Below are 12,709 nucleotides of genomic sequence, written 5' to 3' on the forward strand. Positions count from 1 at the left end.
GGGCTGATGCTAAAATTGCCCCATACTGCGTTACAAATCTCGCTAAGGCATCTGCATTATCGTCGCTTTGTGCCTTGTCTGGAACAATTTTAGCGATCAGCAGTGGCTATTTGCGAATGTTCAACACGCCCTATTAATTATAAAAAATTCAATGCGCGCATGACCAGAATAAATATATTATCCCTCATACTCTTTCAATACCTTTAAAACGATCTCTCAAAAACCTATGACCGAACAACCTTATACCCCTATATCTCAAATATCAAAAGACGCTAATAATATGGTACCACCTACCGCTGACTCACAAGACGATAAACCAGTAATATCTAACGCCCCAAATCCTATTTTTACTGAGGTTCAAAAAAGTTGCCGTATTTCGGCTGAGCAACTAAAACGCTATAGCGACCCTGATGAGCTGCCTGCCGACACACGTACTGCGCCCGACTTAGATGTTGGCTTCGGTCAACAGCGTGCGCTCAAAGCCCTGCACACTGCGCTAGACATCAAAGCAAGTGGCTATCATGTGTTTGCTGCTGGCGAGAACGGCTTGGGTAAGCGTACTGTCATCAGTCGCCTGTTGGCCCGTATTGCCGCCGATGCACCAACGCCTGATGATTGGGTTTATGTGCACAATTTTACCGATCCGCGTACGCCACTGGCTCTGCGTCTACCTGCAGGGCAAGCCGCCTTGCTACAACAGCAGGTCAATAACTTGTGGCAACAGGCAAAAAAGCGACTAAGCCAACGCTTTCGTAGTGATCAATACCAAAGTAAAATCGAAGCGATTAAAAATAATACGCATCAAAAAGAGAGTCATGCTTACGACGCGCTAAACGCTGAGGGCAAACAGTATGACCTCGCCTTAACGTTTCGCTCGTTTGATAACAAGGCAGTTTTCGTCCATCCCAGTCAGCTGACGACAGACAGTAGTAGCGACCCTGTAAAGGCTTCAGAATCATCTAGCAACAGTGCAAATTCGTCGCCAAGAAATGATAACGAAAAAGCCAATATATTGAGCAACGATAAGACTAACCATGATGAAGATCAAAACAACGCTCAAAATTCTGAGTATGGTAACAGTGAGTACGAGGCTGAGTTAAATAACTTCGTACAGAAAAACCATATGCAAAAGCGCCTCAGTCAGCTAACCATTGCGTTGGAGCAGTTAGAAGACGAAGCCAACGATGCGATAGAATCACTGCATCGCAGTATCGCACGCCGTGCACTACAGCCTTTGTTCGCGCCTGTTTATGAGCAATTTGCCACGCACCCACTTGTGGTTGACTATCTCAAAGCCATATTTGCCGATATGGTTACTCATGTAGAGCGTATCGTTAACGGCGATGATGAAGAGTTTGTGACGGCTGTATTGACCACAACACCCAGCCGTTACGCGGTCAATGTCATTGTCAGTCACGCACCAGACAGTGGCGCGCCTGTTGTCTTTGAAGACTTACCAACCCATCTAAACTTATTGGGTCATGTTGAGCAAATCACTCAATTAGGGACAGTAACGACTGATGTCAGTATGATTCGCGCAGGTGCCCTACACCGTGCCAATGGCGGCTACCTGCTGCTAGAAGCCAGCCATTTACTTGAGCATCCTTATGCATGGCAAGGTCTAAAGCGCGCGCTACAGTCACGTAAAATTAAGCTCTCAAGCCTTGAGCAAATGCTAACGCTAACAGGTAGCTTGTCTTTATCACCAGCGCCCATTGATCTTGATATCAAAGTGATCTTATTAGGTGAAGCAGACTTATATTATGAGCTGCTTGAGCTTGAGCCTGAGTTTGATGCAGTGTTTAAAGTTCGCGCGGACTTTCATGATGATGTGACGCGCACCAGCGAGCATGAATTGGCACTGGTAGCGAAAATGGCAGACATCATCGATTATGCTAATCTCTATCCATTCGATAGTAGCGCGCAAGCCACGTTACTTGAGCATTTGAGCTTGCAAGCTGAAGAGCAGGACCGTTTAAGCCTACACAGTGATTTGTTGATTAAACTGTTGCATGAATCAAACCGTCACGCTCGTTTAAATGATGAGACAATGGTGACATCAGATCATGTCACTCAGGCAATTGACGACATGGATGAGCGCTCAGGATATTTGCGCGATCTATACTGGGACGAACTCAAAAACGGCCAGCAGCTGATTCAAACCCAAGGCAGTGCAGTTGGGCAAGTCAACGCCCTGACCGTCGTCAGCTATGCCGATAGTGAGTTTGGCATGCCAGCGCGCCTCACTGCGGTCATTCAGCCCAATATTGGCGCAGGTGAAATCCTTGATATCGAGCGTGATGTAGACTTGGGTGGTAGCTTGCACGCCAAGGGTATGTTGATCATGACCAGTTATTTGCGTGCGTTATTTAGCCAACACCATGCGCTAAATTTTAGTGCTTCGCTCGCGTTTGAACAAAGCTACGCCCATATCGATGGTGATAGTGCCACCGTTAGCGAAGGTTGTGCGCTACTATCCGCTTTAGCAAATGTCCCTATTGATCAATCCTTTGCCATTACTGGTTCTATGAATCAGCTGGGCGAAGTACAAGCGGTTGGTGGTATCAATGCCAAAATCGCCGGCTTTTTTGATGCGTGCCGTGAACAAGAGTTGACGGGCGCTCAAGGCGTGGTCATTCCAATGGCCAATGTCAAACAACTCATGCTACGCGACGATATCATTGCTGCGGTAAAAGACGGCGACTTCCATATTTATGGCGTTTATACCTTGAGTGAAGCATTGACCTTAATGACAGGCCTACCCATCGATACCATGAATAAAAAAGGTCGCTACCGCAAGGACAGCCTATTTGGCAAAGTCCTAAATCGTCTGATGTTATGGGATGAGAACCAAGACGGCGATGATGAGGTAGATGATAAAAAGTCAAAAAAGAAAGAGAAGAAAAAACGCAAAGCCAAGCGCCAAAAAAAAGAGGACAAAATAAAAAAAGAAAAACGTAAAGGCGAAAATAGCGATAGTGACGTCACTGACAATCATGAGCAAAGTGAAGCTTAAAGTATCAATGACAACACACCAAAATGATAATTAGGACGTATCTAGACCATGTTTAGACGGCGCCTAAACGATGTCTAAATGTATACGAACGTCCCTAGACGCTTTGATGCTTTTCTGAGATGATAAACAACCAGCCAAAATCTGTAGAACAATAACCTGTGACTTTATAAAGGGTATTTTTTGATGACTGTACATTCTACTAATGCCAATAACCTTCAAGCTCAGTCAGATTCTGATGAGCAAGCAATTGCAATAGAGGCGGCAGAAAACGATGTGTTAAAAGAGACCCAGGATAATCGTTACGGGGCAGCGACAACGGCTCGTCAATGGCAAGTACTGTCACAGCTACAGCGCAATCGCTGGGTAGGTACGACTCATATTTATGAACAGCTCATGATGGCCGGTTTTGACATCAGCCTGCGTACCGTGCAACGTGATTTGAACGCATTGGCCAAACGCTTTCCTATCGAAAAAAACAACGCCAATCCACAAGGTTGGCGCTGGAAGGAAGATGCACCGCTGCAAAGCTTGCCGCATATGAACCTCTCGCAGGCAGTTGCTTTTAATATGGTCGAGGCCAATCTCACTCAGCTATTGCCACCTGTGATTTTAGACGAACTATTTCCGTGGTTTGATCTAGCAAGACGACAGCTCAAAAACAGTAAAGTCACGCATTCATGGATAGACCGTGTACGTATCGAGCCTGCTACCCAGCCACTTATTGCCCCAGATATAGATTTAGATAGCAAAGACAACATTTACCATGCATTGTTTTATCAGCTGCAAATTAATGCTTGCTACACTCGCAGCAATAAATCAGAGGCCAGTGAATACACCCTAAATCCTATTGCCATTATCCAGCGTGGCGTGATTATTTATCTACTGGCAACTCGTACCGATGATCCAAAATCCACCATCCGCACTTTTGCGCTGCATCGATTTGATAGAGTCGAGATTTTAGAGAGCGCAGCACAGACACCAGATAACTTTCAGCTCGATACTTATTTGGATGAAGGCAGCATGGGCTTTAGCCATCCGTTATTCGGTGAGCTGGCTGAGCGTGGTAAAAACACAGCCGTTGAGCTACAATTTACGCAACAGGCAGGCAGAAGCCTGACTGAAAGTAAGCTGAGTGATGATCAAATCGTCACATCAAACGACGACGACACCCTAACAATAAAAGCGACCGTTAATTTGACCTCACAGCTGGTTTGGTGGTTACGTGGTTTTGGCAGTGGACTGTTAGACGCCAAGCCTGCACTCCTTTATCAAGCGGTATTGGACCAACCTGCAATGACAAACAACGAATAACACTCGAATGACACTAATCGTTAACCACTAAAAATTAAAAAAGGAATATTATGCCAACCGCTGCCCCATCACCGCTGCTTTCCGACAGTTTAAGAGGACTGGGCTTGGATACGGGAACGTTATTTTTTGCGCTCAACTATGAATTTACTAAGATCGAGCCAAAAGGGTTGTTTAAACGTTTTAAAAAGGACAAAAGCGCGGTAGATATCGACTTGGCTTGCATTTTATATGATGACAATTGCATCATTAGTGATATTGTCTGGTTCAAACAATTACGTGACAAAGCTGAATCCGTCAAGCACCAAGGAGACAGTCTAAACGGTAAGGATCGCGGAGAGCAAGCCATGTATTTGGCTCCGCTTGATCAAGAACAAATCAGACTAGAGCTAGAAGAAATTCCCTTACATATCACTCATATCGCTTTGATTGCCAACTCCTATCACGGGCACTCACTCTCTAGGGTCAAAAAAGGTGAGATTCATTTGAGTGATGATGAGGGTAACCGCTGTTTTGAAGTCAACCTAAAGCAGCTCCCACGTGATTGTAAAACGCTTTGGGTGGCTCATTTGCGCCGATCCGTTGATGACTGGCATTTAACCCTACAAAATTTACCACTGAGCGCAGAAGATCTCTCAAAAGCGGCGCAAGAAGTTGCGCATGAATTGGCACGGGCGCTACCGATTCCTCAAGGAATATAGCGTTAGTCGATCATAAAATCTAAAAATGGTACTGCGTCTCAACCACACAGTACCCTTTATATGTTTCCTGACAAATATACTTGTTTCTAGAAATCTTAAGCATAAATTTCTATGATTGCCTGATAGATACTAAGCTATAAAACCTCACCGCAATGCGGGCAAAAATTCTTTTGACGCACCTCCACTTCTTTTTCGCGCCGCTCAAGCTCTTGCTCACGTAGCACTTGCAGTACAATATTTTGTGCTTGCTCTTTATCCAGTCCCAGCTCTCGGCGAATCTTGTCAATCATCATCTGATTTTGTACCAAATCAAAGTCGCTATCGATCAGCTGCTCACGAAAATGCTGCTCCAGCTCTTCACGGCGTTGTGCCAATTCATTTGCCAGACCTGTCGCCAAAATACCTGCGGGCAGTGCAGCCAAACCCACACCCAATATCGTAATAATAGCACCCAATATCTTGCCAGCATTAGTGATTGGTGTGACATCCCCATAACCCACCGTCGTAAGCGTCACCACCGCCCACCACATGGCTTTGGGTATTGACTCAAACTCTTCTGGCTGCGCATGGTTTTCAACCAAATAAATGCCACTCGAGGCAGTCACAATCATAATAATCAATATAAAAATAACCGCTTGGAACGAACCGCGCTCTTTACTGATGACCACTAGCAGGATACGCATGGACGCAAAATAACGCGTCAGTTTGAGAATACGGAACAAACGCAAAATACGTAAGAAACGCAAATCGATATTGACGAAGAAGTTTAAGAAGGCTGGAACAATGGCTACCAAGTCAATGAGTGCAGAAGGACTTCTCACCCAATCCCAACGCTGTTTCCACGTTGTATTGTCCGGTTTGGCTTCAGCGACACTCCATAGCCGCAGCAGATACTCAATCGAAAAGACCACAATAGAGAAGTTTTCAAACCAAGTAAAATAATTTTGATAAGGGTAGTACCAGCTGTCAACTGACTCAGCAATCACAGCTGCCACATTGGTCATGATCAAAAATATGAGAAAATAATCAATATAGCGGCTAAATAAAGTGTCATGTTCATCATTTTGCAACGTATCATAAACAAAATGACGTAAGCGCCTTATAGATTGGAGTAGCATGCCGTCCCTATTCGGTGAAATACCGGTATTATATAAATAAAATAAATTAACTGCCTTGCAAGGTGTTCAAGCGCTCTATCACCAAGAGCGCACGCTTTATTCAATGCGCTTTCATCAATGCACTTTGATCAATACGAAAATATCAACTATTTGACATGACCCAGCATGGCATTGGCTTATCGCCTGTTCATCAGCAGCCGCTATTATGTCCCATGTAGATAATAAAGATAGACTGCTATTAATAGCACCAATGCGGTGCCTACTACTGATAATCGTAAAAACTGCTCATCAGCGGGCAATTGCTGGCTGATGTCTTGAGCAGGTACTAAAAATAAATGGCACTCAGGGCAACAAGAATCTACCTGATTCAATATTTTGGTAGAACGGGCGTTCTTACAACGTAGTGGGGAGTTGCTACAATAACCGAGCATAATACGTACGCCTCTTATCAAATCATGAATATCAATTCAGTAAGCCGTCACCATTTATTTCCAATTCTACCGTTTAGACATTAGCAATAATCAATATATAGTTGATCCAATTTAAGAGTGGTACAAGGCAACCGAGTGCAGATGTATACGTCATACTTCAAGCGAGGTTAACGCTGTAACGCTTTTTTAGTGGATTGACTATAATTCTTATCTACCCATTTTCAGAGTATCACAACAGGCTTATACCCTACCTCACAATAATCAATTTTTTTAAATAATCAAAATAATTATACAATTATTGCCTTTACTATAAATAATTAAATAAAACTTAGTAAAGCATAATTAAAACCTTACAGTAATTATGGTTTTATACTATAATAGAGTCATAATGTTACCGCTTTATCATCCATTATAACATTATGTATCAGTGTGCAATGTCATCCCTTATTAGCACTGATAACCTTTTAATATATTAAGGAACCAAATCATGAAACTACAATCCCTAGTTTTAGCCGCTGCCACTGCCCTTACCATGACCACTGCTTTTGCCGTACCTGCTGGCACTTGGTCTATTGCGGCTGGTGCACATTATGTTGACCCTAAAAGTGATAATGGCACTCTAGATAATGGTTTGTCTGTTGATGTTGACGGCGATATACAGCCAACTATTAGTGGTGAGTATTTCATTGCCAACAATGTCGGTGTTGAGCTACTCGCAGCACTTCCATTTCATCATGATTTTGATCTAAACAGTGCGGATGGCACAAAAGTTTTAACAGGTAAAACCCAACACTTACCACCAACTCTTTCTGTGCAATATCACTTTGACTCTGACAACATGCCAATGAATATCAAGCCATTCGTTGGTGTTGGCGTGAACTATACGACCTTTTTTAAAGAAAGAATCTCTACTGGTGGTGATTTAGATCTTGATGATAGCGTTGGTGTGGCTGGTCATGTCGGTTTAGACATTCCTTTCGCTCCAACTGAAGCTTTCCGTATCGATGCGCGTTATATGGACATCAAAACAGATGCTACTTTAGATGGCAGTGACATCGGTGAAATCGATATCAGCCCTTGGGTATATGGCGTTGCATTTGTTAAACAGTTTTAATCACAAATCGTATTAAACTCGATGATCTAAGTATAAAAAGCCAGCGCTGATGCTGGCTTTTTTTTGGCTAACATTTGCTTATTTCAAATACAGTACTGCTCAAAAAAAAAAGACCACCCTTAGGCAGTCTTTTTTTGGTTTTAGTTTTTAGCGTAGCGTATCAGCTATAGCAAAATACGGCGTGGATCAGCAAGCAATGTAGCAACATAGCGAGTGAATACCGCTGCATCCGCACCATTGATGACGCGGTGGTCATAAGACAATGACAATGGCAGCATCAAGCGCGGCTCAAAAGTCTGCTTAGCCGCGTTCCAAACAGGCTGCATAGTCGCTTCTGATGCGCCCAAGATCCCCACTTGTGGCCAGTTGACCAGTGGCGTGAATGCTGTACCGCCCAAGATACCTTGGCTTGATATGGTAAAGCTTGCACCTTGCATGTCTTTAGTAGTGAGCTTTTTATCACGTGCTTTGCCTGCCAACTCACCAATTTCGATGGCGATCTGCTTGATGCCTTTGTCCTGTGCATTTTTAATCACAGGAACCACTAGGCCGTCATCAGTCGCAACCGCAATACCCATGTTAACACTCTTACGCAAAATCACTTGCGTATTGTCATCACTCAAATGACTGTTAAAGCGTGGGTGCTGGGTCAAAGCGTAAGCAGTTGCTTTAACAATAAAGGCCAAAATAGTCAGGCCAATACCTTGCGCCTTCATGTCACCCTTTAGCTCACCGCGTAGTTTTTCAGTTTCAGTGATATCAGACAAATCAAACTGTGTCACTTGCGGTAGATAGGTATTGTAGTTCAGCTGCGGGATTGACACTTTTTGCAAGCGGCTTAAATCTTGGGTTTCTGTTTCGCCCCAGATTTCAACATTGCTCATATCAGGTAGTTTTGGCAGACCTGAGCTAACAGCACCCTGAGCAGCTGGTGCGGCTTGTTGGGTGGTCAAACGGTTTTTAACATGCGCAAACAGATCTTCTTTTAGAATGCGATCGTTTAATGCTGAACCATTTACCTGTGTGATATCGACGCCAAGCTGACGAGCCAATTTACGTACAGCAGGACCTGCATATACATCAACCAACTTTTCATTGACTTCCGCTTCGCTCAATTTTTTGCCCGCAGGTGCAGCAGTTGAGGTCGGTGCAGGCGCTTGCTTTGGCTCGCCTGTTGGGGCTGGCTGTGACTTGCTTTCAGTTTTCGGTGCAGGCTTGTCCGCTTTATCTTCAGTTTTAGCAGTATCTGCTTTCGGTTTTGCCTTAGGAGTACCTGCCGCTTTAATAACGATAAAGTCTTGACCGTTGGCAACAGTGTCACCAGCATTAACCAAGATTTTTTCGACTACGCCTGCTTCTGGTGCAGGCACTTCGACTGAGGCTTTGTCTGACTCAATCAGTAGAATAGACTCATCGGCACTGACCGTGTCGCCTACACTCACCATAATCTCAGCCACTTGCGCTTCATCAACGCCTATATCTGGCAGTGCATGGGTAGTCGATGCGCCTTCGCCAGCATCATCAGTCGCTTCTTCTGCATCTGCATCATCTTCAACAGGTGCGTCTTCATTATTATCGTCTGCTTGTTCTGAATCAGTTACTTCTTCGGCAGTATCGTCATTATCATCGCTTGCGTCAGCACTCTCTACTTCGATCAATACCATACCTTCGCTGACTTGATCACCAATGGCGACATTGATTTTGGTGACTTTACCAGCAGCAGAGCTTGGTACTTCAACTGACGCTTTGTCAGACTCTAACAAAACGATGTTGTCATCTTTTGCGATGACATCACCCACTGCTACCATAATTTCGCTGACTTCAGCACTATCGACACCCAAATCGGGGGCTTTAATGTCCATGTTTTATCTCCTAGTCTTATGATTATTATTCTTTGACATCACCGTCATTGAGCAAGGGCGCATCTGCTTGATCTTCGGCGCGGCCTTCATTGCTGATATCTTCATCGTCTTCAGCAACGAACTCAGGCACAGGACTTGGGTTGACTTTGCCTGGTGCAGGTGCATCTGGAGAATGATCATAATAAGACTGTTGGTGCCATGCAGGTGGCTGATCCGCATCGATGCCTAAGCTTGAAATCGCATCTTTTACCAAACGCATCTCGACTTCACCCTCATCCGCTAAGCGCTTAAGCGTGGCGACAACGATATGAGCCGCATCAACGTTAAAGAAGCTGCGTAGGTTCTCGCGAGTATCAGAGCGGCCATAACCATCTGTGCCAAGCGTGGTATAAGGACGGTTGTCTGGTAACCAAGCACGAATTTGCTCTGAGTAGTTACGCATGTAGTCAGTGGCTGCAACTACGATGCCTTCGTGCGGTGCTAATTGCTCAGTAACCCATGGCACTTTTTCTTCATCCATTGGATGTAGACGGTTGTAGTCGTCACAAACCATACCATCACGAGTCAACTCGTTGAAGCTAGTGACACTCCAAACGTTTGATGTGATATTGAACTCATCTTTTAGGATCTGAGCCGCTTTTTGTACTTCACGTAGAATCACGCCTGAACCCAATAGCTGTACCTGAGTTGAGCCGTTGTCTTCAAGTAAATACATACCGCGCTTGATACCTTCCTCCCTTCCTTCTGGCATGGCAGGCTGGTCGTAGTTTTCGTTCATTAGCGTTAGGTAATAATAAACGCGCTCGCCTTCTCCGTACATACGGCGTAGGCCATCATGTACGACAACAGCTAGCTCATAACCATAGCAAGGATCATAGCTCACGCAATTCGGTACAGTGTTAAACAAAATCTGCGAATGGCCATCTTGATGCTGTAAGCCCTCACCATTCAAAGTCGTACGACCCGCAGTAGCCCCTAATAAGAAGCCTTGTGCCTGACAGTCACCTGCTGCCCACGCCAAGTCACCTATGCGCTGGAAGCCAAACATCGAGTAATAGATGTACATCGGAATCATTGGTAGCGCGTTCACAGAGTAACTGGTTGCCAAGGCAATCCATGTACTCATCGCACCCGCTTCGTTGATACCTTCTTCTAACATATGGCCATCGATGGCTTCTTTATAGCCCATCAATGCTTCGCTATCTTCTGGCGTATATTTTTGTCCGACCGCAGAGTAAATACCCAATTGACGGAACATACCTTCTAAACCAAAGGTACGCGCTTCGTCTGGTACGATTGGTACCACACGATCTTGGATGTCTTTGTTTTTCAGCATGGCTGATAACAGACGTACAAATACCATCGTCGTTGATTGCTCTTTACCATTACTACCCTTTAATACGCGATCAAATATCGACAGCTCAGGGATGTTCAGCGGAATATGGCCACTACGGCGGTTTGGCAGATGACCACCCAATGCTTCACGGCGACCTTTTAGATATTTCATTTCCGCCGAACCTTCTTCAGGACGGTAGAATGGTAGGGTCTCTAATTGCTCATCGGTAAATGGCAAATCAAAGCGATCACGGAAATAAACAAGCGCCTCTTGATCAAGTTTCTTGATTTGATGCGATTTATTGACCGCTTGTGTTGTGCTTGACAAACCATAGCCTTTGACAGTTTTGACCAGTACGACCGTTGGCTGACCTTTGGTTTTCATCGCTTCGCTAAACGCAGCGTACACTTTTTGTGGATCATGACCACCACGGTTTAGGCGTGCAATGTCTTTATCAGTCAATGCATCTGCCATTTCTTTTAATTCAGGATATTTACCAAAGAATTCTTTGCGAGTAAATTCAGGCGTACGCGCTTCATATAGCTGGTATTCACCATCGACCACTTCTTCCATACGATGTTTGAGCACGCCAGTATCATCATTGGCAAGCAGGCTATCCCATTTACCACCCCAAATGACTTTAATCACACGCCAGCCAGCACCGCGGAATACCGACTCTAGCTCTTGAATAATTTTACCATTACCACGGACTGGACCATCAAGACGCTGTAGATTACAGTTAACAACCCAAATTAGATTGTCCAACTTCTCACGACCAGCAAGAGAGATTGCGCCTAAGCTTTCTGGCTCATCCGTCTCACCATCACCTAAGAATGCCCAAATTTTACGGCCTTCTTTTTCGAGCAAGCCACGGTTTTCCATGTAACGATGCACGTGAGCATGATAGATCGACATGATCGGACCTAAGCCCATTGATACCGTTGGGAACTGCCAATAGTCAGGCATCAAATATGGATGAGGATAGCTTGATAAGCCTTTACCACCCACTTCACGGCGGAAGTTATCAAGCTGATCTTCGGTTAGACGACCTTCTAAATAAGAACGTGCATAGATACCTGGCGCTGAGTGACCTTGATAATAAATCATGTCCCCACCGAAGTGATCGCTTGCCGCACGGAAAAAATGGTTGAATCCTGTTTCATAAAGCGTGGCACTAGAGGCAAATGACGCCAAGTGACCACCCAAATCATCATCGTTTTTGTTGGCACGCATGACCATTGCCAAAGCGTTGTAACGAATCAACGCACGAATTTTACGCTCCATACCAAGATCGCCTGGATACATTGGCTCATCTTCAACAGCGATACTATTAATATACGCGGTATCCAATCTATTAAATGGTAGCCCTTCTTGCACCGCCATATTGTACAAGGCTTTTAGAAGAAACTGCGCGCGATCCTTATCTGCATGTTTGAGAACAGACTCAAAGGCTTGTAGCCACTCTTTGGTTTCGGTGCTATCAGCATCCTTGTAATAATTCATTGTTGTCGATCCTTTTATATCAGTCATACCTACCTATCTAGACGGTAAGGCTTTGTTAAATACTGGTGTGAAGTGAGATATCGGTTTACTTATGACTTCCTTGCTATGTCCAAGCATTCCCTTGTTTCATACGGTGAGATACAGCTAGATTATACAAAATAGTGCCACTGAGAATTGACATATGCGTCAAATGGACGAAACTACAAAACAGATCATACTGTTGTCCCTGTATATTCAGTCATGAATGATTTTGACACTCTATTATAAGCGTTTGCGAGGCAATTGTTTATGGCTGTAGAGAAATGGATAAATAACAAGTA

General features: G+C 44.4%; 8 protein-coding genes. 4 read left to right on the forward strand and 4 right to left on the reverse strand.

Annotation, left to right across the window (positions count from 1 at the left end; translation table 11 throughout):
• The first annotated feature begins 280 nt into the window (after positions 1-280).
• The 3 genes from BTW00_RS13120 to BTW00_RS13130 all read left to right on the forward strand — a co-directional run bounded on the left by BTW00_RS13120 (position 281) and on the right by BTW00_RS13130 (position 5,025).
• Complete coding sequence (locus tag BTW00_RS13120; protein WP_256714076.1) at positions 281-3,016, forward strand: ATP-binding protein; 2,736 nt, start codon at positions 281-283, stop codon at positions 3,014-3,016.
• 183 nt (positions 3,017-3,199) lie between these two features.
• Positions 3,200-4,327, forward strand: a complete 1,128-nt coding sequence (locus BTW00_RS13125; protein ID WP_058024943.1) for a YafY family protein — start codon at positions 3,200-3,202, stop codon at positions 4,325-4,327.
• A gap of 50 nt (positions 4,328-4,377) precedes the next feature.
• On the forward strand, positions 4,378-5,025 hold the full coding sequence (locus BTW00_RS13130) for a TerD family protein (RefSeq protein ID WP_075107770.1): 648 nt from the start codon (positions 4,378-4,380) through the stop codon (positions 5,023-5,025).
• Between the two features lie 134 nt (positions 5,026-5,159).
• Here the strand turns inward: BTW00_RS13130 and BTW00_RS13135 are convergent, their stop codons facing one another.
• Both BTW00_RS13135 and BTW00_RS13965 read right to left on the reverse strand, forming a co-directional pair.
• Positions 5,160-6,143 carry an ion transporter gene (locus tag BTW00_RS13135; RefSeq protein WP_075107771.1) on the reverse strand — a complete coding sequence of 328 codons (984 nt, stop codon included), beginning with the start codon at positions 6,141-6,143 and terminating at the stop codon, positions 5,160-5,162.
• 203 nt (positions 6,144-6,346) lie between these two features.
• Entirely contained in the window at positions 6,347-6,574 is a 228-nt protein-coding gene (locus BTW00_RS13965; protein WP_143506625.1) for a hypothetical protein, read from the reverse strand.
• 487 nt (positions 6,575-7,061) lie between these two features.
• Here BTW00_RS13965 and BTW00_RS13140 point away from each other — a divergent pair, with 487 nt between their 5' ends.
• A complete protein-coding gene (locus BTW00_RS13140; RefSeq protein ID WP_075107772.1) occupies positions 7,062-7,688 on the forward strand; it encodes an OmpW family protein in 627 nt (208 codons plus the stop codon).
• A gap of 164 nt (positions 7,689-7,852) precedes the next feature.
• On the opposite strand, the gene BTW00_RS13145 is transcribed toward BTW00_RS13140, so the two are convergent.
• Entirely contained in the window at positions 7,853-9,550 is a 1,698-nt protein-coding gene (locus tag BTW00_RS13145) for a 2-oxo acid dehydrogenase subunit E2 (protein ID WP_075107773.1), read from the reverse strand.
• Positions 9,551-9,575: 25 nt separating this feature from the next.
• On the reverse strand, positions 9,576-12,389 hold the full coding sequence (gene aceE / locus BTW00_RS13150) for a pyruvate dehydrogenase (acetyl-transferring), homodimeric type (RefSeq protein ID WP_075107774.1): 2,814 nt from the start codon (positions 12,387-12,389) through the stop codon (positions 9,576-9,578).
• Between the last annotated feature and the right edge of the window lie 320 nt (positions 12,390-12,709).

This window comes from Psychrobacter sp. C 20.9, from assembly GCF_001921765.1.
Classification (GTDB): Bacteria; Pseudomonadota; Gammaproteobacteria; order Pseudomonadales; family Moraxellaceae; genus Psychrobacter; species Psychrobacter piscatorii_B.

Excerpts from the sequence above, each read along its gene's own strand:
- BTW00_RS13120 (WP_256714076.1), top strand. The coding sequence starts at position 281 with ATGGTACCACCTACCGCTGACTCACAAGACGATAAACCAGTAATATCT.
- BTW00_RS13125 (WP_058024943.1), top strand. The coding sequence starts at position 3,200 with ATGACTGTACATTCTACTAATGCCAATAACCTTCAAGCTCAGTCAGAT.
- BTW00_RS13130 (WP_075107770.1), top strand. The coding sequence starts at position 4,378 with ATGCCAACCGCTGCCCCATCACCGCTGCTTTCCGACAGTTTAAGAGGA.
- BTW00_RS13135 (WP_075107771.1), bottom strand. The coding sequence starts at position 6,143 with ATGCTACTCCAATCTATAAGGCGCTTACGTCATTTTGTTTATGATACG.
- BTW00_RS13965 (WP_143506625.1), bottom strand. The coding sequence starts at position 6,574 with ATGCTCGGTTATTGTAGCAACTCCCCACTACGTTGTAAGAACGCCCGT.
- BTW00_RS13140 (WP_075107772.1), top strand. The coding sequence starts at position 7,062 with ATGAAACTACAATCCCTAGTTTTAGCCGCTGCCACTGCCCTTACCATG.
- BTW00_RS13145 (WP_075107773.1), bottom strand. The coding sequence starts at position 9,550 with ATGGACATTAAAGCCCCCGATTTGGGTGTCGATAGTGCTGAAGTCAGC.
- aceE (WP_075107774.1), bottom strand. The coding sequence starts at position 12,389 with ATGAATTATTACAAGGATGCTGATAGCACCGAAACCAAAGAGTGGCTA.